The sequence below is a fragment of the Candidatus Hydrogenedentota bacterium genome (assembly GCA_019637335.1).
Taxonomy (GTDB): Bacteria; Hydrogenedentota; Hydrogenedentia; order Hydrogenedentales; family JAEUWI01; genus JAEUWI01.
The window spans coordinates 51,272-72,853 of the sequence record JAHBVV010000024.1; the positions used below are offsets into that span (position 1 = coordinate 51,272).

A 21,582-nucleotide genomic window follows, 5' to 3' on the forward strand; every position below is an offset into this window, starting at 1 on the left:
TATCTGGCGCACCACTTCGAGTCCATCGAACAGCAGGAGGAATCCTGCACGCTCGGAATGTGGCTGTTCCTCGCCCAGGAAGTCATGTTCTTCGGCGGGCTCTTCATGGCCTACGCCATCTACCGCTTCAAGTACTTCGACGCCTGGTTCGCCGGCAGCCAGTCCCTGAGCGTCTGGATCGGCGGCTTCAATACCGTCGTGCTCCTGTTCAGCAGTTTCACCATGGCCATGGGCGTGTACTATTGCCAGGTCGGCAACAGCAAGTGGCTGTTCCGCATGCTCGGCGCCACGCTCGGCCTCGGCATTGCCTTCGTGGTCATTAAGTGGTTCTTCGAGTACCAGCCCAAGATCGCCGAGGGCGTCTTCCCCGGCGCACTCTGGGGCCCCCACGGGCACTACGCCGATCTTGCGCAGGTCGCGAACCAGGGCGGCCTGCAGCTCTTCTTCGTGCTGTACTACATCATGACCGGCATGCACGCGCTCCACATGATCATCGGTTTCGGAATTCTGCTCGTGCTCATGTGGATGGCCAAGCGCGACAAGTTCGGCCCGCAGCGCTACATGCCCATCCTGTTCTTCGGCCTCTACTGGCACTTCGTCGATATCGTCTGGGTGTTTCTGTTCCCCATGTTCTACCTGGTGACCTGATCCAGCGCGCCAAGCAAGAAAGAGTTATTCGCCATGTCCGGACATCACCATATCGTTACCCCCAAGACCTACGGCGCCGTGCTCGTCGGCCTGATGGCGCTCATGATCGCCACCATCCTGGCCGCCCAGGTGCACATCGGGCCGGAAGATCAGCACCTCTATAACCTGGTGCTGGCCCTGGCCATCGCGTTCTGCAAGATGTCGCTCATCATCCTGTTCTTCATGCACGTGAAGTACAGCTCCAACATCACGCGCGTCTTCGCGGCCGCCGGCTTCCTGTGGCTCGTAATCTTCTTTGTACTGTTGTTTTGCGACTACGCCGCGCGCCAGTACGGCATGGATACGCCCATCACGACGAATCCCTATCTGGTGAACTGAAGCGCCCGCCGGGGCGTTACAATACTCTTGCCCGCGCGCCTGGAAATGGCGCGCGGGCTTTTTCTATCCTGATGGCGCGGCCATTACACGCGGAGGCCCTGTCTCGTCCCGCGTGTCGTATACCGGGAGGTCTTGTGCCAGTAAAGCGACGCGTAATTGGGAACCTGATGGCGCTCGTCTCGGCGCTGCTCCTCGTGAACGCCGCCTGCCGCCCGGCGCCCGCCGCCGCCATCCCCTGGCGCCCGTCGTATCCCCTCGCCTTCGAAGAGGCCCGCGAGCAGGGCCGGCCTCTGCTGCTCTATTTTCAAGCCGGCTGGTGCGGAATCTGCCGCGATGTCGAAGTCCGGGCGCTTACCAATCCCGAAGTCGCCGCCGCCGCCGCCGCCGCCGTGCCGGTTAAGATCGATATCGACCAGGAGCCAAGGATCGCCGAACGTTTCGGCGTGGACGCCATTCCGGCCTGGATAATTGTGCCGCCAGATGGCGCCGCGCCCGCGCGCCTCGGGGGCCGTGTGGAAGCGCGGGACTTGCTCGAATTCATTCGTCAAGCCGCCGGCGCCAGTGATCCCGTCCCGTGAACCAGTTCCCGCACCCGATCGCGCCGGAAGCGCTTCCCGCGCCGCCGCCCGGGGCCATCCACACCTGGCGATTCCCGCTGGATCTGCCGGAGAGCGTCCAACCCGGCCTGCGTGCCCTGCTCGACGATACCGAGCGCGCCCGCGCGGATCGCTTTTACCGGCGCATCCACGGGGACCGGTTTACCGCCGCGCGCGCCACGCTCCGGCGCGTGCTTGCGGCCTGTACCGGCGTTCCGCCCGTTGCGATTCGCTTCGGGGTTCAGGCGCGGGGAAAGCCGTACCTCATCGCGCCGGAGTCCGATATCCGGTTTAATCTGAGCCACTCCGGCGACCAGGGGATTATCGCCGTCGCGCGCGGGATAGAGGTGGGCGTGGATATCGAGGGCATTCGGGAGAACGATTCACTCCCCAAGATCGCGCGCCGATATTTCGCGCCGCCCGAATACGAAGCCCTGCAAGGCCTGCCGGAATCCGACCGGGAGGCCGCGTTCTACCAGTGCTGGACCGCCAAGGAGGCCCTCATCAAGGCCTGGGGTCTCGGGCTCCATGCGCCGCTGGACCGCTTCGCCGTGGAAGTGGCGCCGGGTCGAACCCGCCTGTGCGCCATGGACATCCCGGGTTTCGACCCCGCCGCCTGGGACGTCCAGGCCGTATCCGCCGGTGCGGGTTTCGCCGCCGCACTCGCCTGGGAAGGCCCCGAGGTGACCATTGTCTCCAGATGCCTCGACCCGAGCCTCCGCCCGATGTAATTCGACCGGCCCCGTGCGCCAGGGCAATCGCATTTAAACTCGATCTCGGTATATGGGCGTAAACCTGAGTCGATTTGGAACCTTGAATCAACGATAGTGAGCGTGTTGGAGCGCCGGCATCTGTGCCGGCAAGGTCAGGGATTCGCCGCAGGCGAAATGCCAGCGCTCCAACACGCGCCCGTTATAACATTGAAGGTGGTTCATGTGGCGCTCGGCTCGAGTTGGAAGCTCAAATGCGATTGCCCTGCCCGTGCGCCGACGCGAATCCCAAAAGTGCGTAATCTGTGCTATACTGCGCTTTTCCCGTGGTGTGCGGAACGGGGAGCAGACCAATCCACGGCGGAAGCAGCCGTATCGCCGCCTCCCAACCGTGGGGTCCAATATGAGGGGTTTATTTCCATGGCGCATATTCTCGTAGTGGATGACGAGCCGCAGGTGCGCACCATGCTGGTGTTGACCCTGCGCCAGGCCGGATACACCGTAAGCGAAGCGGATGACGGTGAGGCCGCCTTGCGCATTATCGGGCATGGCCAGATCGATCTCGTGGTGCTGGATCTCATCATGCCCGGAAAAGAGGGCCTGGAGACGCTGACGGCGTTGCGGCGCGGTAACCAGCACCCCTACGTTATCGCCGTATCCGGCGGTGCGCGGAGCATGGACGCGGATTTTCTCCCTATCGCCGCCAAACTCGGGGCCCATGCGACGCTCAAGAAACCGTTCGACAATGATGTCCTGCTGGACAGAATCCGTGTCTTGCTGGGTGAAGCGGCGGATTGACCCGCTCCCGCGCCCGGGAAGACTCCGCCTCGATCGGTAACGCCTCAGCCGAATGAAGTTCCGAAGTCTCCATGGAATTGTCCGCCCTGCGTGCGCGTGGAACCTTTTTCCGCAGGACGGGATTATAGAAGGATAAGTAGTCGCGGATTCTCGCACATGTGCGAGGCGGCATTCTGTTCTAAAGTATTGACGGCAAATGAGTTGGCATTCTGGTAAATGGCGTCGGGTTGCGGAATTTGGACGCGCGTTGGGCTTTGAGGCGCGATGCGTTCCGAGATCCAGCCCCGATCCAGGTCCAATGTGGAACGAGATTAAGGATGGGTCCTGATGCGTAAGTTTTCTCTCCCGCAGATTGCATTGCGAAGCAACGATACCCCCGCCGCCAGCCCGTGCAGCGGTCCGAGCCGCCGCGCCTTTCTCAAGGTCGGGGTCCTGGGCGGGCTCGGACTTACGCTGGGCGACTATTTTCAGCTCCAGGCCCAGGCCCAGGGCGCGGGCCCGAAAGCCGAATCGGCCATCTTTATCTTCCTGTCCGGCGGCATGTCCCATATCGACACCTTCGACCCCAAGCCCTACGCCCCCATCGAATACCGCGGCGAGTTGGGCACGGTGAAGACCAACACCGGCGAATATTTCGGCGGGCAGTTGCAACACCTCTCCAAAGTGGCGGATAAGCTGGCCGTCATTCGTTCCATGAGCCACGGCGAGGCGGCGCACGAGCGCGGGCAGCATAACATGCTCACCGGATACCGCCCCAGCCCCGCGATCCAGTACCCGAGCTTCGGTTCCGTGATTTCACACAAGCTCGGCACCCGCAACAACATCCCGCCCTACGTCAGCATCCCCTCCGCGGACAACCCGTATTACGGCACGGGCTATCTCAGTTCGGCCTTCGGCGCGTTTTCCGTGGGCGGCGAGCCGAACAACAAGAATTTCCAGGTGCGCGACCTGAACCTGCCCAACGGCGTCACGCCGGAGCGCCTCGAAGGCCGCAAGACCCTGCTGGCGGCGGTCGACAGCCATTTCAACGCCCTGGAGAGCAGCGACGCGCTCGGGGCCATGAACTCGTATTACCAGCGTGCCTACGATCTCATCAGCTCCCAGAACGCGCGCGAGGCGTTCGACGTTTCCGCCGAGACCGACGAAATCCGCGACGAATACGGGCGGCACGCCTTTGGCCAGCGCCTCCTGCTCGCCCGGCGGCTCGTCGAGGGCGGCGCGCGCTTCGTCACCGTGAGCGACGGCGGCTGGGACATGCACCAGGGCATCAAGAAAGGCATGGAGAACCGGTTCCCGCCGGTGGACCAGGGCCTCGCGACGCTGATCACCGACCTGGACCGGCGCGGGCTCCTCGCTTCCACCCTGGTAATCCTCGTCACCGAATTCGGGCGCACCGCCAAGCTGAACAAGGACGGCGGGCGCGACCACTGGCCCAAGGCCTTCAGCGTCGCCCTGGCGGGCGGCGGCATGAAGGGGGGCATTATCCACGGCGCCACCAACGCCCAGGGCACCGAGCCCTCCGAGGGCCTCGTGGGGCCGGCGGATCTGGGCTCGACCATTTTCACGCAGCTGGGTATTGATCCCACCGAGCGGCTCATGAGCCCCGGCGGGCGGCCGATCGATATCGTGCGCGGCGGCCAGGTCATCCAGAACATTCTGGCCTAGGAACCGCACCCCGAACCGATGGGACGATTGATGATGCGCAAGGTAGTATGGATCCGCGCGGCGCTGGCTCTCGCGATGGCGATCGCGCCGGCGGCCATGGCGGTGTCCCCGTCACTCGCCACGGTAATCCCCCGCGGCATCCCCCGCGGCGCCGAGACCGAAGTGTCGCTCGTGGGGAACAACCTGGCCGACGCCGTGGACGTACTCTTCCACGACGCGGGCATCGAGCTGGTCTCGATCACGCCCCAGGAAGACGGCAAGAAGGCCACCGCGGTGTTCCGCGCCGCGCCCGACTGCCCCACGGGCACGCACGGCCTCCGCGTCCGCACCCGCACCGGCGTGACCGACCTCAAGCTCATCAGTGTCGGCGCGCTCAATGAAGTCGACGAAGTCGAACCCAACAACCGGCCCGGCGAGGCGCAGGAAGTGGCCCCCGGTACGACCATCAATGGCGTTGTCGCCTCCGAGGACGTCGATTACTTCGCGGTGACGATGAATCCCGGCGACCGGATCGCCGTGGAGGTCGAGGCGCTGCGCCTGGGGGATACCCTGTTCGACCCGAAGCTCCGGCTCTTCGGGCCCGAGGGCCACGAGCGGGTGTCGGAAGACGACACGCAAATGTTCCGCCAGGACGCGGGCTTCGTGTATACCGCCACCGAGACCGGCGTCCACCATATCGCCATCAGCGAAGCGGCCTACGGCGGCGGCGGGAATTACCACTACCGGCTGCATATCGGCCATTTCCCGCGCCCCCTCGCGGTGACGCCGATCGGCGGCGCGCCCGGATCGGAAATAACCGTGCGGTGGCTGGGCGACGATGGCATCGCGGAGCAGGCGGTGGCCTTGCCCGAAGACGCGCACGGCACCATTCAGCTGGCCGCGCACACCGAAGCGGGCGTATCCCCAACGCGAATTCCGTTCCGCGCGACGCCTCTGCCCGGCGTGCGGGAGGCCGAGCCCAACAATACCATCGCCGAGGGCACGCGGGGCGCGGTCGCCGGCGCCTTCGACGGCGTGATCGGCGAGCCGGGGGATATCGACTTCTACACCTTCGAGGGCAAGAAAGATCAGACCTTCGAGTTCCGCGTCTGGGCGCGCGAATTGGGCTCGCCGCTCGACAGCGTCCTCGTGGTCTACAAGCCCGACGGCGGCGCCCTCGGCAGCGACGACGACGCCGCCAACGTGGACAGCAGGCTTCGCGTCACGTTCCCCGAGGATGGCGTTTACGCGCTCTCCGTTCGCGACCACCTGCGCCGTGGCGGCGAAACCTTCGCCTATCGCGTCGAAGCCACGCCGGTCGAGCCATCGCTGAGGCTCACCCTGCTGGAAAACCGCCCCGCCACCTCCGTGATTCCCCAGGGGAACTTCACCTACCTGCTCGCCAACGTGTCGCGCTCCGATTTCGACGGCCCGATCAAGGTGGAGCTGCTCGGCCTGCCCGAGGGCGTCACAGCCAGCAGTCCCGTCATTCCGGCGGGCCAGGCCCAGATGCCCATCATCATTCAGGCAACGCCCGAGGCCGCCCTGGCCGGCGCGCTCGTGGATGTGCGCGGAGCCCTTCAGGAGGAGGGCAGCACGCTGAACGGCGGGCTGGAGCAGGAAGTCCGGCTCGTTCAAGGCAACAACGACACCACCTTCTTCGGGCGCATGGTGGATCGCCTGGCGCTCGCCGTCAGCGAGCCCGCGCCCTTCAGCGTCGAGATCGTGCCGCCCCCGGTACCCACCGTGACCAACACGCACCGCATGCTGACCGTTCGGGCCACCCGCGCCGAGGGCTTCACCGGCGATATCGAGCTCATGTTCCCCTGGCTGCCCGCGGGCATGGGCGGCGGCACCGCCAAAATCCCCGGCGACCAGACCGAAACCCAGATCCGCCTGGAAGTGCGCAACGGCACGGCCATCGAGACCCACGATCTCTTCGTCGCGGCGACCGGCGGCGGCTACCAGCTCTGCTCGCCTCCGGCCCCCGTGGAAGTGCAGGAGCCCTGGGTGAACTTCACGCTTGCGTCCGTGGAAACGGAAAAGGGCAAGCCGGTGGAGTTTGTCGTGGGCCTGGAGCAACGCACCCCCTTCGAGGGGACCTTCAAGGCCAACCTCGTCGGCATGCCCAACGGCATTACCGCCGAGCCGCTCGATTTCACCAAGGACACGGCGGAGCTCAAGTTCACGCTGAACGTGGCGGAGGACGCGCCCCACGGCAAGTTCGAATCGCTGATGGTGGACACCGTGATTTCCAATGACCAGGGCGAGATTATCCACCGCAGCGGCACGGGCGCGCTGAAGGTGTACGAACCGCTGCCCCCGGCGCTGCAGGCCGCCACGCCGCCCCCGGCGGAGCCCAGGCCCGACGAGCCCGAGCGCAAGACCCGGTTCCCCGCAACCTGATCAGACCATCGCGGATCGCGGCAATCCCGCGCGCGAAAACGAGACGAGACAGGATGAGCAGTATGAAAACAACCTGGAAATGTCTGCTGGCCCTTTGCGCCGCCTTCGGCGCTTCGGCGGGCGCCCAGCAGCTGGCCGTATATCCGAGCGAAGTGACGCTGAACAACGCGCACGACGTCGAGCGCCTCGTGGCCGTTCTCACGCGCCCCGACGGCGTCACCGTGGACGTCACGCCCGAAGTCGCGGTGCAGTTCAGCGCCGAAAACGTGGCGGCGTGGGGCGAGGACCTGAAGCTCTATGCGGCGGGCGACGGCGAGGCCTCCCTGACCGTGACCCACGGCGATCTCTCCGTCCAGCTGCCCGTGAAGGTCGAGAATTCCGGCCTCACGCCCCCCAAGACCTTTTCCAACGACGTGCTGCCCGCCCTCATGCGCGCCGGCTGCAACACCGGCGGCTGCCACGGCAGCGCGCAGGGGAAAAACGGCTTCCGCCTGAGCCTCTTCGGGTTCGACCCGCAGTTCGACTACATCAGTCTGACCCGCGACCAGCGGAGCCGCCGGATCAACGCCGCGCTGCCCGAAGAGAGCCTCATGCTCCTCAAGCCGCTCGGCAAGGTGGACCACGAAGGCGGCACGGCGCTCGAAGAGGGCGGCGGCGTACACGAGACCCTGCTCCAGTGGATCAAGGAAGGGACGCAGCCCGACCCGGAAGATCTGCCGGGATTGTCGGGCATCCAGATCTATCCGCGCGAAGCCGTGCTCGAAGGCCAGGGCGCCAACCAGCGCTTCGTCGTCATGGCGAACTACGACAACGGAACCACCCGCGACGTCACCGATGTCGCCGTGCTCAGTTCCAGCGACGAGCTCACCCTGAATATCGACGGCGCCGGCCTCTCCACCGCCGGCAACAAGGGCGAAGTCTACGTGATGGCCCGCTTCGGCACCTTCGCGGTGGTCTCCAAGGCCATCGTGATCGACCAGGGCGCGAATGTCGCCTGGCCGGAGGACGCCGTCGCGCGCAACTACATCGACGGTCACGTCTTCGACAAGCTCAAGAAACTCCGCGTGCCCCCGGCGGAGCTGTGCAGCGATCAGGTCTTCGTGCGCCGCGCCTATGTCGACATCCTCGGCACGATTCCCACCTCCGAAGAGACCGAGGCCTTTCTGAACGATGCCGATCCGGAAAAGCGCGCGAAACTCGTGGACACGCTCCTGGAACGCCCCGAGTTTTCCGATCTGTGGGCCATGAAGTGGGCGGAAGTGCTCCGCGTCGCCGAAATCCCCAATGTGCTCGATCGCAAGGGCATGCACCGCTACAACGACTGGCTTCGAGCCGTCATCAGCGCGAACGAGCCGCTCGATCAGGTCGTGCGCGAACTCCTGAGTGCGGAGGGCGGCAACTTCACCAATCCCGCTTCCAATTTCTACCTTATCGAGCGCGACCCGGCCATCATGGCGGAAAACGTCGCCCAGGTCTTCATGGGGATCCAGATTTCCTGCGCCCAGTGCCACAACCACCCCTTCGAGCGCTGGACCATGGACGACTACTACTCCTTCGCCGCGTTCTTCGCCCAGGTCGGCCGAAAAACCTCCAGCGATCCGCGCGAGACTATCATTTTCAACAGCGGCGGCGGCGAGGTGAAGCACCTCAACACCAACCAGAATATGGCGCCGAAGTTCCTCGGCGGAGACACCCCCGATGTCAAGGGCAAGGACCGTCGCGCCGTGCTCGCGGACTGGATGACGTCGCCGGAGAACCCGTGGTTCTCCAGGAACATCGCCAACCGCGTCTGGGCGCACTACTTCGGCGCCGGAATCGTGGATCCACCGGATGATGTCCGTGTGACGAATCCGCCCACCAACCCGCAGCTGCACGACGAACTCGGCGCCAAGCTGGTCGAATACGACTATGACCTGCGCAAGCTCGTGCGCGATATCTGCAACTCTTATACGTACCAGATGTCCACGCGCCCGCGGGATCCGGACAACCACGACGCGCGCAATTTCTCGCACGCGCAAGTGCGTCGGCTGACCTCCGAGCAGATGCTCGACGCGATCGTCAAGGTCACGGGGAACGACGTGAAGTTCCGGAACCTCCCGAAGGGATCGCGCGCGGTGCAGGTCGCGGGCGGCAACAGCGGCGTCTACTTCCTCGAAGTCTTCGGGCGCCCCTCCCGCGAGACGGTCTGCACCTGTGAGCGCCGCAACGAGCCGAACCTGGCGCAGTCGCTGCACCTGATCAACGGCGACACCATCGACAGCGCGATCAAGGGCAAGGGCGGCCTCCTCGATTCCCTGCTGGCGGCGGAAACGCCCCCGGCGGAGATCATCGACCGGCTCTACCTGGCCGCCGTCTCCCGGAAGCCCAGCGAAGAGGAAAAGAACCAACTCAACGCCTACGTGGACGCCGCGGAAAACAAGCGCGAAGCCCTCGAAGACGTTTTCTGGACGATGCTGAACGCCAAGGAGTTCATCTTCAATCACTGATTCCGGTCCGGGTTCGCCCGGGCTGTACAGCGCACGAAACAAAAGCGCCGGCCCGATCCCGCCGGCGTTCGCGAAGGAGCCAATACCATGAAACGAAGCCTCTATCACCTCACCCGGCTGATCGCCCCGGCCCTGATCCTGGCGGCGGGCCTGGCCGCGCCCCGCGCCATTGCCGAGGACGCGCCCGCCGAGCCCAACCTCGACGCCGTGCTGACGGACCTGGCCAAGATCGGCCCGGACCAGCTGGTGGCGCACGTCGAGGCCCTGCGCAAGCAGGTGGGCGATCTCAAGGCCGAGGCCGAAGCCGCCACCAAGCGCGCCGCCGAGCTCGAGGCGCAGTCCGCCGCCGTGAAGCAGCGCGTGGAGACCATCGAGAAGTTCATGGCCGCCGTGACTGCATCCATGGCGCCCGCCCCCGAGGCGAAGCCCGAGGAAGCCCCCGCGCCCGAGGCCAAGGCCGAGGCGGCGCCGGAGGAAGCCAAGCCAGAACCTGCGCCGGAAGCCAAGGCGGAGGCCGCGTCCGAACCCGCGCCCGAGGCGGCGGCGGGTTGATGAAGCGCACTGCATTCAGGCTCGATTCCAGCCGTACGACTTGAGAACAGGATGAAGCGATGATCAACCAGAAACGATATACCGGGCTGCGGCTCCTTGTTTGCTTTGCCCTGGCGGCGGGCACGTTCCCGGCGGCGCACGCGCAGGACGCGCCCGCCCCGGACGCGGCCATTTCCAACCTGCTCAAGCAGGACCCCGCCGCCATCGTGGCCAAAGTCAAGGAAATGAAGGCCGCCACCGCCCAGCAGGACGCCGAGGCCGCCGAGCTGCGCAAAAAGGCCGAATCCCTGACGAACCAGGCCACCGACCTGGAAGCCCGCGTGGACAAGCTCCTCGGCCACGTCAAGGCGCTCGCCGAGAAGTTCAACATGGCGCCACCCGCGCCCCCGGCCGCCATGGCGGAGTCTGGCGAAATGAAGACCGCCGCCGCGCCCGCGGACGAAACGCCCATGACGAATTTCGCCGAGCACGTCAAGCCTATCTTCGAGGCGCGCTGCTTCCGCTGCCACAACGCCGACAGCGCCAAGGGCGGCCTCAATCTTGCGCTCCACGCCACCGCTCTCGAAGGCGGCAGCTCGGGCAAGGTCATCGTCCCCGGCGACCCGGACGGCAGCCGCATTCTCGCCCTCGTCATGCAGACCGAGGAACCCGTCATGCCGCCCTCCGGCGATCCGCTCAAGCCGGAAGAGATCGACACGATCCGCCGCTGGATCGCCGATGGCGCCCCCGCCGACAGCAAATCCAAGCGCATGGCGAAAAAGAAGACGGACACGGCGGAGGATGGCCCGGTTTTCGTGGCCGCCTCGTTTGACGGCCCGCCGCCCATGCCCGAAGCCGCCTATCCCGCGCCCCACACCCTGCCCGGACGTGGCGTCGTCGCGCGCGCCGTCGACACCAGCCCGCGCGCGCCCCTTATGGCCGTGGGCGCCGATCGGCAGGTCCTCGTATACAACTCAGACACCAACGATCTTTTCGGCGCGCTGCCCTTTCCCGAGGGGGACATCTACACCCTCACCTTCAGCGTCAACGGCGAACTCCTCCTCGCAGCCGGCGGCCAGGAAGGCGACATGGGCATCAGCGTCCTGTGGGACATCCGCACGGGCGAGCGCAAGGGAACCTACGGCCAATACTACGATACCGTGCTCGCCGCCGATATCAGCCCCGACCACCGCATGATCGCCCTGGGCGGCCCGAACCGCAAGGTCCGGGTCTATTCGGCGGAGACCGGTGAAGAGATCTACAGCCTCGACAAGCACAACGACTGGATCCAGGCCGTGAAGTTCACGCCCGACGGCGAAGTCCTCGCCTCGGCGGACCGCGGCGGCGGCATGTACTTCTGGCAGGCCGCGAACGGGCGCGAGGTCGAACAATTGCGCGGGCACGACGGCGGCATCAACGCCCTGGCCTACACCGCAGACTCCACCGTCATGGCCTCCGTTGGCGACGACGGCACCGTCCAGCTCTGGGACACCTGGAAATTCAGCCGCATTCGCAGCTTCAAGGCGCACAACCAGCCCGCGCTCTATGTCGACATCAACCCCGACGGCCAGATCATCACTGCCGGCGCCGATCGCCAGATCAAGATCTGGGGCCAGGACGGCAAGGAGCAGAAGTCCTTTGAGGGCAGCGGCGACTGGGTCTACGCGGCCTGCTTCGCCGTAAACAACCGCGCCGTCGGCGGCACCTGGGCCGGCAACGTCATCCTCTGGGATTCCGCCTCGGGCGAAGAGATCGCCAAAGTCAGCACCAACCCCAGCCCCGAGCAGGTCGCGGCCAACCAGGCCGCCGCAGAGAAGGTCGCCAAAAACGAAGCCGGCAACTGATCCGACCCCACAAGCCATGCACACACGGCCGCCCCTTCCCGCGCGAAGGGGCGGCCGTTTTCTTGTGGCTTGGTAAGAAGGGCCTGCTTCAGGACTACAGCCTCAAACCGGCGCGGTAGCACTCGCCTGCGCATAACGAAACCGGCCGCTTCTCCCTGGGGAAAAGCGGCCGGCGGGGTATACGGGGCGTCGTTCGTGCTCAGCACACCTGGGCGGCGTCAGAATTGAAGGTAAGTTATTCCGAAACGCGGGGCTCTTGCCTCTCGTCGTGTATTGGGTGGAAATGGATTCCTGAATCGAACCATTGACAAAAAGAAAAAACTACGGCAGAATAGAGCTGCGGATACAGCGGCGCTTATTGAGGTTGGAATAAGGTACGACGGGAGGTCTCCAATGGCGCGCACAGTCAATGCTTGGGTTCTAGTTATCTCAATGTCCGTTTGGGGTGTCGTGGGCAGTATAGACGTAGCCGCTCAGCCTGCCATTCATTGTTTTCAGTCTACATATGATTTTGGTGAGTTGTACAGCGATGAGCTTGTATCTCATCAGTTCGTGCTTCAAAACAGCGGTTACGATGTGCTTGAAATCCTTCAGATTAACCAGCATTGCAGTTGCGCTACTGCAGAACTAAGTACGCGCCTAATAGCGCCGGGTGAAAGTGCGCTGCTTACTGCGCTGCTAGATCTTCACGGGCGTTCTGGCGATCAGCGCGTCAAGTATTCGGTTCAGACTAATGACCCGAAAATGCCTCATTTGGAACTGGCACTGGTCGGGCGCGTGACGCCGCTGTTGAGCCTCGATGCTCCAGAGTTGGACTTTGGAACTGTACGCCACGGCGAGAATCGCGCACAAAATGTCATCCTGCGTGCTGCCCGAAGCGAGATTGAGATTGGTGTTAAGGATATTCATGTCCCCCCATCGGTCCCCTGTCGCGTTACGTTTTCAACGCTCAGAACCGGTGCGATGGAGATTGTTGTCGAGGTGGAGAGTACCCGCACGTGCGGTTATTTCGGTGGAGAAATAGAAATTCATGTAGATCGCCCGCGAGAGCAGTTTGTGTCCTTGGCGGTATCAGGCGAGGTTTTACATTCCGTGCGAGTCCGGCCGTCCACCATTCGCCTATGTGCCACACGAAATGCTGGCGGCGTGAGCCCGCCGGTATTTCTCCGCGTGGAACCTGGAACGATAGACCGCTTTTCCATAGTCGGGATAACACTCCCGGATTGCGATGTGGCTTGGGAGGTGTTTCCCGATGGGTCAGGAGGCTACATCGTGCAACTTGACAAGCTTCCTCCCGCGAAAGCGTTGGCCGGCAAGGCCGTAGTCTTGGAAATTGATATTGATGGGGAGGCGCGTATCTCGGTCCCATTCGAAATCGCTTCACGCGATCAGTAAATGGAATTCGATTGATTGTTAGAATTGATGTTTAACGAGGTAATTTTACTCGAGGGGCCATAGACCAGAAAGGAGTACTGAGGTATGTTACGGAAAACTTTTAAAGTGGTTATTCTAGGTATGGGGTTGATGGCGATTGTTACCGCGGTTGAAACGGTGCCTGCCGGAATTCCGGATTGTCCAACGCGGTATTGCGATGAGTCTTTTGCTGTGGTTCGACTTGGGACTAACATTGAGGATTTTGCTCCCATCTATGATATTCCTATCAGAGAATTATACGGAGTATGCGCGGAGGATACCTGCTGTAATTCTTATCAGTGTAGTGTTCAAGTGCCAGAGGGAGAGGTTGACGCTGGCATGTATTCGTGTGACGTGGGAGCACTCACCCTTTCACTGCCCATTGGTTTTGCGGTGAGCGGCTCTTCGAATTTGACACTCAACGGCGACCCGACGGTATCCGTGCCAGCGAGTATGGTGTCGTATACTATCGGGAATTGCTCAAAGATTGGACTCGAGATTGGGGCGGTCTACCAAAATACTATGAGGTCTTTTGATGCAAGGCTTATTTGTTCCGAGGATGGTGAAGAATGCGAGGAGATCGATTTCACCGGATGGGAGAGCGTAACAACTTTGGTGGTCGTTCCGGGGTCGCTCGGGGACAACGGACATCCGTTCTCGGGTGGTTGCGGCGGGCAGAACCCTAACCCATGCGCGGATCCGGCGAACAATACATGTCCGAACTAATTCGGTCAATTCACGGAGTGTTAACCATTATGAGAAGCCATCGGGCCCCACGGGAAGCGGATTATTTTGTCATCCGGATTGCGATTCTCATTTGTTGCTTGTGCCACATCCCGTTCTCCACGAAAGCATTTGGCGCGGACATTGCCAGACCAACCAGTGGAGGATATGGCGGTCGCTTCATGGAAATGAGCATACGCGAGTTGGAAGCGGCGGCTGTGGCGGCGGTGGAGGAGGGCCGGGATCCGAAAATGCCGCTGAGCCGCATGCTGTCCCTGTCGCACCAGGACGAGGAATCGGCGCGGTCCTACCTGGAGAGCATGGAACGGATCTCCGACCTGTTGCCCGCGGACGAGCAGTACTGGGAAGCCCGGCTGGGCATGGCGCGGGCTGCGGAGTATCTGAACGATCACGAATACGTGGACCGTATATTCGGCGAACTGGTTGCCCGGGATCCCGCCCTGGAAACGGCAGCCGGTCGCTCGGCCTATTACAACCACGCCCGCTCCATGTTCCAGCGCGGAGAGCGGGAGGAGGCCATCGCTCGATACCGAAAGGTGTGGGAAGTTTCCGCGCGTTATTCGGCGGAGGAGTTCGCGCTGTTCGGCAGGCAATTGGGCTCCGCATACGCCACGAACGGGGACTGGGAGAATGCCGTGGAGATACTTCCCGCAGTCCTCGGCCCCCTGGACAACGAAAAAAACTTCATCGTTACCCTGACGCTCGCGAATGCCTATGTTGAGCTCGAGCGCTTCGACGAGGCGGCGAAGCTATTTCGCCAGTTGTACAATTTTCGGAAGAAGATTGACGCGACAGACCCGGACCACCCCATACAGAACCTCGGCGAGTTTTACACGGCCAACCGCCTGGAAGCTCGGATGGAATGGGCGGAGATGGGGCGCGAAGGCCAGCAACACCGGCTGGCGGCGGCGGAACGGGCCGCCCGGGAGGCCGCAGCGGCGGAGACGCGCGAAGGCGCCGATGCAGCCGAAGAGCCACCGGCCCTCGCCCCCGAGGTCGCGCCCGCCCCGGTGGACAGCCCGGTGCCCACGCCCGAATCCCCGTCGGTGGAAGCGAAGTCCCGCGCGGTGTACGGGTGGGGCGGCGCGCTTGCGCTCGTTATGGTAGCCGCGGCCCTGGGCCTCAAGCTGGCGCGGTAGCACTCGCCTGCGCATAACGAAACCGGCCGCTTCTCCGTGGGGAAAAAGCGGCCGGCGGGGTATACGGGGCGTCGTTCGTGCTCAGCACACCTGGGCGGCGTTCTGCCGGAAGGCGTCCAGCACCCAGCTCGACAGGATCGCCATGGTGTGCTTGCCGCGGTGGTCGGCCTGGAGCCCCACGCGGAAGGTCTCGCTGGCGTGATCCGGCTGGCACCAGACCACATGCGCGGGAAACGACAGATGACGGTCCCCGGCGGGCACGGGGATGCGCACCAGCGTCTGCGGCTTCAGGTAGCGGCGGGTCGTCAGGCACAGGCCCCCGTAGCTCACGTCGGAGACGACGCCCTCGCCCAGCACGCCGGCCCCGCTGTGAAACTTGGCGGGGGCGCTGAAGGCGATGCGCGTGAATCTGCGGGTGTCCTGTTCGACGGTGGTGCTCATGATCGGGTCCTTTACTGCTACCGGTAACCGCCCCCATGCATACTGTGCCGCGCGCTCCGCAAGCGGTTACACTCAATATATCCGCAGCGCCAATCTTCCTGTGTCAGCGGGTCCGTGCCGGATTTCCGTCATAAAAGAAGTCGCCGGCGCACGGGTGGCGGCGCCGGCGCTATCGGATCAACGAATGGGAAGGCCTATTGGGAGACAATCATGACGGTCGTTTCGCCGTCCGCCTTCCCCAGGGTATAGCTGAGCTGCCGCTCGTCCTTGGAATACGACACGATCTCCAGTTCGCCCGCCTGCGACATGGACTGCGTCTCCGTCCAGCCCTGGCCGGTTGCGCCGGACTTCACAAACGCGGAGACTTCCGCCAGGGGCGTGGCGGTCATGCCCTGGACGACGATGCCTCCCGCGCCTTCCGCGGTGGAGCTTTGCACGACGCTCCACGTCACCCCTTCGGGCACGGGAACGTCCGCCGGGAAGTTCGCCGGCAACGCGACGGATTCGCCCGCCTCGAACTGGACCTCGGCCCCGCTGCCATCGGCGCCCTGGAAGCGGATGCTGCCGCCTTCGGCGTCGATTTCGACGTTGCCGCCGTTGGGCATGTTCGCCTCGATAATCGCCTCGCCCGCCTTCTCGGCGGCCTTACCGCATCCGGCGGCGAACAGGGCCAGCAGGCAGGCCAGCGCGTTCAGGCGCATGCTGTTACGTTTCATGGGGGTACTCCTTTTTCTCAGGGTAGATGACAAAAGGCCCCGATCGGCCGCGCCCGCCGCATGGGGACGCCCGAGCCGGGGCCGGGTATGCTATCGCAAGCGGACGGGGCCTTGTCAGCCGTCGCCCAGTTCGCCGATGTAGACGTTCGCGCCGCCGGTAACCACGATCTGGATCTGCTGGCCCTCGGTCGTGATCTTCATGCTTTTCACGTCGAAATTGTCGGGCAGCAATACGATCGACTCGATGTTGTCCCGCGGGACGAGCGCCGCGCTCCGGTGCTTGTCGATCTGCACATTGTTCGGCTGGTTCCGGGCGATCAGGACGCCGATGGCCTCCATGACCACCCAGTAATCACTGAACGCCGTCACCTTGCCCACATACGACAGCGGACGCTGCTCGTGAAAGTTCCGCTTCAGCTTCACCCGCACGATCTTGTCTTTAATCATGATGCTTCTCCTTGGCGGTTGCACAGGCCCCCGCGCGGGCGCACGGTTTCGAAGCCGCGCGCCGCGCCGGTTCTATTCGTGACGCCAGTACAGGCGCTTGTACGCTTCCATGCGGCGCTCGAACTGCTTGAACGCGGCCGTTTCCTCGTCCACATCCCCCGCGGCCTCGTCCGCCGCCTCGCCACCTTCGTCCGCGGCTTCCGGGTAGTCCGCCGTGCTCGTGGAGAACGCGTGCAGGATCATCGGGGATACCGGCGGGCTCGTAATCGTCGCGAGTTGGAGGCCATCCTCGCTGAAGGCGACCTGCTCCGGCAGCGCCACCTGCACGTCCGCGCCCACCGCCGCGTCGTTCAGCGTGAGTATCTGCACGCCCGCGGCGGTGTCCCAAATCTTGAAGGAGCGATCGGCGCTCCCGGTCACCAGGCGCTCGCCGTTCGGGCTGAAATCAAGGTGCGACACGGCGCCCGCGTGGCCGCGCATGACCGCCGCCGGTCTAAGCGAATCCGCGGCCCAGATGGCCGTTACGCCGTTCCGGTCGCCCGTCGCCAGTAGCGATCCGTCGCGAGAGAAACGCGCGGAGACGATCTCGTTCTCGTGCCGCCGCACCGGCTCGGTGCGGGAGTTGTCCGCCAGGTTCCAGTACGAAACCGATCCCCCTTCGACGAGCTTGTCCGGGCGGTCGGCCTGGCAGATCAGGATGCGGCCGGCTTCCGGCGTGAAGTGCGGTGAAACGCTGCTTACCTGCGCGATGTCGATGCTCGCGGGTTCGCCCGATCCGTCCAGCGACAGGTGCAGCGCGGTTACGGCGCTGTCTTCGCCGCGCAGCCCGGCGGCGAGCCGGGATCCGTCCTCGCTGATCGTGTAGCTGCCCAGCGTCTTGCCGTCCATGGCCGCCAGGCCCGCCAACACGGAGACTCCATCGCCGCCGCCCGTCTCGAAGCGGATCAAATCGCTTCCAGTATAAACGAGGACAGCCGCGTCCCCATGGATCGCATGGACGGCCTGCGTGCGGGTCTGGCCCGTGCCAAAGGAGAACTGCTCCTCGCCCGTCGCCACATCCCACGCGTGCAGCATTTCGGCGTTCCCGTTCCAGACCACCGCGATCAAGAGCGTTCCCGCCGGATTAAAGGCAATGGCCTTCGCCGGTTCGCCCGGGGCCGCCAGTTCGCGCACCCGGTGGCCGCTGCGGGCGTCCCAGAGGATGACCGTGTCCTGCGCGCCGCCCGCCACGATACCGCTCGCGCGATCAAAGGTGACGCGGGCGAACTTGTCCAGCTCCGCCGGCGCGAATTCCAGGTCCGCGCTGATATCCCACACCTTGGACTTGCCCGCCGGGGTGGACGTGGCCACGCGGGTCCCATCCTGGCTGAAGCCCAGGGTGTAGACGGAGCTGTCGTGGCCCTTGTACGTGCGCAGCGGGCGAAGTCCCGGCACGGTCCACAGCCGCAGGGTGCGATCATCGGCCACGGAGGCCACCCGCGATCCGTCCCGGCTGAAGCGCACGCTCCGGATCCAGTCCTCGTGGGCCTTCGGCAACACGGCGGCGGTCTTGCCCGCCTTCACGTCAAACACCAGCAGATTGCCATCCTTCGTGCCCGCCGCCACGTGGTTTCCGTCTGGGCTGAAGGCGATTTCGTCGAGATGCCCGAAACGCTGCCCGGCGATTTCGTGCAGTTTCTTGAAGCCGGCCACCGCCCAGATCTGGAGGTTGTTGTCCGTCCCCACCGCGAGCATGCCGCCATCCGGGCTGAAGGCCGCGGCCTGCGCCGAGAGCGCGCTGTCCGCCGCGAAAATCTCCGTTCCAAGCACCTCGCCCGCCGGCAGGGAAAAGACCTCGAAGCGCTGGTCGAAGCCCTCCTCGCCGAGGTAGCGCCGCGCGACCATCATGCGGGTTCCGTCCGGGCTCAGGAATACATTAAAGCCCGATGGCTGGCAGTCTTCCACCTCCACCGCGACCTCGCCCGTGTCCACGTCCCACACGCGGAGGACATAGTCGCCGCCGAGCCCCGCGACATACTTCCCGTTGCCCGAGATCGCCATCAGGTATTTGGTGAGCTTTCGCTCCGGCATCTCGGCGCGCAGCAGTTCCGCGCGGGTCGACACGTCCCAGACGTGGATCGCCGCGTCTTCCAGCACCGCGATCCGCGCCATGTCTTCGCTACCGGCCACCGCGTAGTTGTAGCCCGCGCGGTGGATGAATTCGTGGAGAATTTCGCCGGTATTCATGTCGTGCAGGGTCAGCGTGCCGCGGACCGTGCCCGTGAGGAGGCCCGCGCCATCGGGCGCAATGCCGGAAAAGCGACCGCCCCGATCCACCGTCAAGAGGTCCGCGTGGGTCTCCGCCGCCAGGAAGCCCCACTCCCACGCGCGCAGGGACTCCGGCTCGCAGCTCGCCAGGAGCTCGCGCGCCTTGGCCATCTGCTGCTCGTTGATGTTGAATTTCGCGTTGGCGATGTTCGCGCGGTAAAGCTCGCGACGCGCCTCGGCCTCCGCCGCCAGCGCGTCCGCCTCCGCCGCCACGGCCCGGTCGCGCTGGGTTTCGGCCTCGCCCTGCGCTTCCCGGGCCTCTGCTTCCGCCACAACCGCCCGGTCCCGCGCGATCTTGAGGCTGATGCTGTAGAAGACGCCGCTCCCCAGCAGGATCAACGCCGCCGCCGCCGCTGTATTGATTACTTTCTTGTTCTTCTTGTAGAAACGCTTGATCATCTCGGTCAGGCTGTAGTCGTACGCGCTGACCATGCCGCCGGAAATAAAGGCCTCGATCTCCGTGGTGAGCTCCCGGGCGGACTGGTATCGGTTCTCGGGAACAAGGGCCATCGCCCGCTTCACCACCGCCGCGAGCTCCCGGGGCGCCGACGGCTCCAGCTCAAGCACCGGTTTCGGCTCGATCTGGCCCACCTTGCCCATAAACTCGCGCACATTGTTGCCCTGGTACGGCATCTGGCCGGTGAGGATCACGTATAGCACCGCCCCGAGCGAGTAGATGTCCGAACGCTCGTCGATCAGGTCCGTGCGGCCCATCGCCTGCTCCGCCGGCATGAAGTACGGCGAGCCGATAGTCTGGCCGTACATGGTCTTCGCCGTGGCCTCCGCACTGCTCACGCGCATCGCCTGCACGGTCTCCTGGAGCCCCTTGGCGTGGATATCGTCCTGGCCCTTGACCTTCGCGATGCCCCAGTCGATCACCACGGTTTCGCCGAACTCGCCGATCATGATATTCATCGGCTTCAGGTCGCGGTGGATCACGCCCCGGCTGTGCGCGTAGCTGATCGCCTGGCACAGGTCCAGGAAGTGGGGGAGCATCTTCATGCGATCCCGGATGTCCTTGCAGTCCTTCAGCACATCGTGCATCGACTGGCCGCGGATCAGCTTCATCGTGTAGTACAGGCTGCCGTCCTCGCGGTAGCCCAATTCGTACACCGGAATGATCGACGGGTGCTCCAGCTGTCCCGTGATCCGCGCTTCCTGCAGGAAACGCGCAATGATCGGGATGGTCAGGATCGCCGTCGTCGGCGCGCCCGGGCGCGTTTCGGGCAGGATATTGCGCTGCAAGAGCTGCTTCAGCGCGATATCGCGCCCCAGGTGCGTGTCGTGCACCAGCGTGATCTTGCCCATGCCGCCCTTGGCGAAGTCGCGGATCATCTCGTAGCGGCCCGGATGCTCCGCGACGGCCGGCACGATCTGGGACTCATCGATTTCCGCGGCCGCCTGCACCGGCGACATGATCTGCGTATCTGTATTCGCAATCGACTGAAAAAAGGAGTCCGGCGCGTCGCCCAGCGCAATATCGCCGATGCTCGCCTTGTCTCCCGTGTTGCCGCTCTGGGTCACGCGGGTTTTCGCGGGATCGCCGTCCTCCACCAGGGAATCCAACTCCAGCGGGCCCCCGTCGCCGAAGGAATCCGGCTCCTGGACGTCCCCGAGGATCGAATCGGCGAATCCCGCCGAGGTGTCGCCGCTCGGCGCGGGCCGATCGCTGTAGCGCTCGAAGGCCTCGAAACCGTCCATGGATTCCAGCAGGGTCTCGATCTTGTTCGGATCCTTGCCGAAGGCCTGAAGCGTCCGCGCCGCGTCGCCCTCATGCTCCGCCAGGGAAAGCTCCAGCAGGCTGTCGATCTGGGCCTTGTCGCCCTCCGTGATCAGGCCTTCGTCCACCAGGCTCTTCGCCAGGTCAAACCCGGGATCCTGCTCCGCCCGCCGCGCCACGGCGGAGAGCCGGTCCGGCGCAACCTTCTTCATGGAAACAGCCAGCATGCCGAAGAGGAGGCTTCGGTCCTTGTTCATCGTGCGTCTCCTGATCGATCCGAGTTGTTGGCGGCGGCGCGGGCCCGGCGTGTACAAGGGTGGATACAACGCGCCGCCCTGGTCGTGCTTCCCATTTGATTGTGGGCGAGGCGAGCGCTGCATGTCAACAATTAAACTTGCAATGCCACCCGTCCAACGGGCTATCATGCCCCGGAGCAGGTGCCCCGCGCATACGTATCTATTTGAAAAAGCGCCGGTTATCCCCGCGCGGCCGCCTGTCAATCGCGCGCGTCCCGGCCAGTTTGCGGTACACTGTGGGTGGTTGGTGGCAGCGCCAGGATGGCGATAAACAGTTTACAAGGATCCCGGCATATGCTAGGATCAAGCGTAATCGGG

Annotated in this window: 16 protein-coding genes; 12 read left to right on the forward strand and 4 right to left on the reverse strand. The window is 64.3% G+C overall.

The genetic code is table 11. The features are described from left to right. The first annotated feature begins 57 nt into the window (after positions 1-57). From KF886_20595 to KF886_20650, 12 genes are all read left to right on the forward strand, one after another. Complete coding sequence (locus KF886_20595; GenBank protein MBX3179760.1) at positions 58-648, forward strand: cytochrome c oxidase subunit 3; 591 nt, start codon at positions 58-60, stop codon at positions 646-648. Between the two features lie 33 nt (positions 649-681). Further along, complete coding sequence (locus tag KF886_20600) at positions 682-1,026, forward strand: cytochrome C oxidase subunit IV family protein (protein ID MBX3179761.1); 345 nt, start codon at positions 682-684, stop codon at positions 1,024-1,026. A gap of 134 nt (positions 1,027-1,160) precedes the next feature. Continuing rightward, the gene (locus KF886_20605) at positions 1,161-1,604 is read left to right on the forward strand and encodes a thioredoxin family protein (GenBank protein MBX3179762.1); all 444 of its coding nucleotides are present in this window, start codon (positions 1,161-1,163) and stop codon (positions 1,602-1,604) included. Beyond that, on the forward strand, positions 1,601-2,353 hold the full coding sequence (locus KF886_20610) for a 4'-phosphopantetheinyl transferase superfamily protein (GenBank protein MBX3179763.1): 753 nt from the start codon (positions 1,601-1,603) through the stop codon (positions 2,351-2,353). The genes KF886_20605 and KF886_20610 overlap by 4 nt, the downstream gene beginning before the upstream one ends. Before the next feature lie 399 nt (positions 2,354-2,752). Next, positions 2,753-3,130, forward strand: coding sequence for a response regulator (locus tag KF886_20615; GenBank protein ID MBX3179764.1), 378 nt, complete (start codon positions 2,753-2,755; stop codon positions 3,128-3,130). 327 nt (positions 3,131-3,457) lie between these two features. Then, a complete protein-coding gene (locus KF886_20620) occupies positions 3,458-4,795 on the forward strand; it encodes a DUF1501 domain-containing protein (GenBank protein ID MBX3179765.1) in 1,338 nt (445 codons plus the stop codon). 18 nt (positions 4,796-4,813) lie between these two features. Next, a complete protein-coding gene (locus KF886_20625) occupies positions 4,814-7,180 on the forward strand; it encodes a pre-peptidase C-terminal domain-containing protein (protein MBX3179766.1) in 2,367 nt (788 codons plus the stop codon). A 62-nt stretch (positions 7,181-7,242) separates the two neighbouring features. Further along, a complete protein-coding gene (locus KF886_20630) occupies positions 7,243-9,666 on the forward strand; it encodes a DUF1553 domain-containing protein (protein ID MBX3179767.1) in 2,424 nt (807 codons plus the stop codon). A gap of 87 nt (positions 9,667-9,753) precedes the next feature. Further along, positions 9,754-10,218: a hypothetical protein gene (locus KF886_20635; protein MBX3179768.1), complete on the forward strand. Its 465-nt coding sequence runs from the start codon at positions 9,754-9,756 to the stop codon at positions 10,216-10,218. Positions 10,219-10,277: 59 nt separating this feature from the next. Then, positions 10,278-12,041 carry a hypothetical protein gene (locus KF886_20640; protein MBX3179769.1) on the forward strand — a complete coding sequence of 588 codons (1,764 nt, stop codon included), beginning with the start codon at positions 10,278-10,280 and terminating at the stop codon, positions 12,039-12,041. Between the two features lie 393 nt (positions 12,042-12,434). Then, positions 12,435-13,436, forward strand: coding sequence for a DUF1573 domain-containing protein (locus KF886_20645; GenBank protein ID MBX3179770.1), 1,002 nt, complete (start codon positions 12,435-12,437; stop codon positions 13,434-13,436). A 923-nt stretch (positions 13,437-14,359) separates the two neighbouring features. Further along, positions 14,360-15,337, forward strand: a complete 978-nt coding sequence (locus tag KF886_20650) for a tetratricopeptide repeat protein (protein ID MBX3179771.1) — start codon at positions 14,360-14,362, stop codon at positions 15,335-15,337. A gap of 81 nt (positions 15,338-15,418) precedes the next feature. Here the strand turns inward: KF886_20650 and KF886_20655 are convergent, their stop codons facing one another. The 4 genes from KF886_20655 to KF886_20670 form a co-directional block, all read right to left on the reverse strand. After that, positions 15,419-15,778 carry a PilZ domain-containing protein gene (locus tag KF886_20655; protein MBX3179772.1) on the reverse strand — a complete coding sequence of 120 codons (360 nt, stop codon included), beginning with the start codon at positions 15,776-15,778 and terminating at the stop codon, positions 15,419-15,421. A gap of 194 nt (positions 15,779-15,972) precedes the next feature. Then, positions 15,973-16,494 carry a hypothetical protein gene (locus KF886_20660; protein MBX3179773.1) on the reverse strand — a complete coding sequence of 174 codons (522 nt, stop codon included), beginning with the start codon at positions 16,492-16,494 and terminating at the stop codon, positions 15,973-15,975. A 114-nt stretch (positions 16,495-16,608) separates the two neighbouring features. Next, positions 16,609-16,941, reverse strand: coding sequence for a hypothetical protein (locus KF886_20665; GenBank protein ID MBX3179774.1), 333 nt, complete (start codon positions 16,939-16,941; stop codon positions 16,609-16,611). A gap of 72 nt (positions 16,942-17,013) precedes the next feature. Further along, positions 17,014-21,225: a protein kinase gene (locus KF886_20670; GenBank protein MBX3179775.1), complete on the reverse strand. Its 4,212-nt coding sequence runs from the start codon at positions 21,223-21,225 to the stop codon at positions 17,014-17,016. Positions 21,226-21,582 lie beyond the last annotated feature (357 nt).

Excerpts from the sequence above, each read along its gene's own strand:
- KF886_20665 (MBX3179774.1), bottom strand. The coding sequence starts at position 16,941 with ATGATTAAAGACAAGATCGTGCGGGTGAAGCTGAAGCGGAACTTTCAC.
- KF886_20595 (MBX3179760.1), top strand. The coding sequence starts at position 58 with ATGTGGCTGTTCCTCGCCCAGGAAGTCATGTTCTTCGGCGGGCTCTTC.
- KF886_20600 (MBX3179761.1), top strand. The coding sequence starts at position 682 with ATGTCCGGACATCACCATATCGTTACCCCCAAGACCTACGGCGCCGTG.
- KF886_20670 (MBX3179775.1), bottom strand. The coding sequence starts at position 21,225 with ATGAACAAGGACCGAAGCCTCCTCTTCGGCATGCTGGCTGTTTCCATG.
- KF886_20660 (MBX3179773.1), bottom strand. The coding sequence starts at position 16,494 with ATGAAACGTAACAGCATGCGCCTGAACGCGCTGGCCTGCCTGCTGGCC.
- KF886_20640 (MBX3179769.1), top strand. The coding sequence starts at position 10,278 with ATGATCAACCAGAAACGATATACCGGGCTGCGGCTCCTTGTTTGCTTT.
- KF886_20635 (MBX3179768.1), top strand. The coding sequence starts at position 9,754 with ATGAAACGAAGCCTCTATCACCTCACCCGGCTGATCGCCCCGGCCCTG.
- KF886_20620 (MBX3179765.1), top strand. The coding sequence starts at position 3,458 with ATGCGTAAGTTTTCTCTCCCGCAGATTGCATTGCGAAGCAACGATACC.
- KF886_20645 (MBX3179770.1), top strand. The coding sequence starts at position 12,435 with ATGGCGCGCACAGTCAATGCTTGGGTTCTAGTTATCTCAATGTCCGTT.
- KF886_20625 (MBX3179766.1), top strand. The coding sequence starts at position 4,814 with ATGGGACGATTGATGATGCGCAAGGTAGTATGGATCCGCGCGGCGCTG.
- KF886_20630 (MBX3179767.1), top strand. The coding sequence starts at position 7,243 with ATGAAAACAACCTGGAAATGTCTGCTGGCCCTTTGCGCCGCCTTCGGC.
- KF886_20615 (MBX3179764.1), top strand. The coding sequence starts at position 2,753 with ATGGCGCATATTCTCGTAGTGGATGACGAGCCGCAGGTGCGCACCATG.
- KF886_20650 (MBX3179771.1), top strand. The coding sequence starts at position 14,360 with ATGGAAATGAGCATACGCGAGTTGGAAGCGGCGGCTGTGGCGGCGGTG.
- KF886_20655 (MBX3179772.1), bottom strand. The coding sequence starts at position 15,778 with ATGAGCACCACCGTCGAACAGGACACCCGCAGATTCACGCGCATCGCC.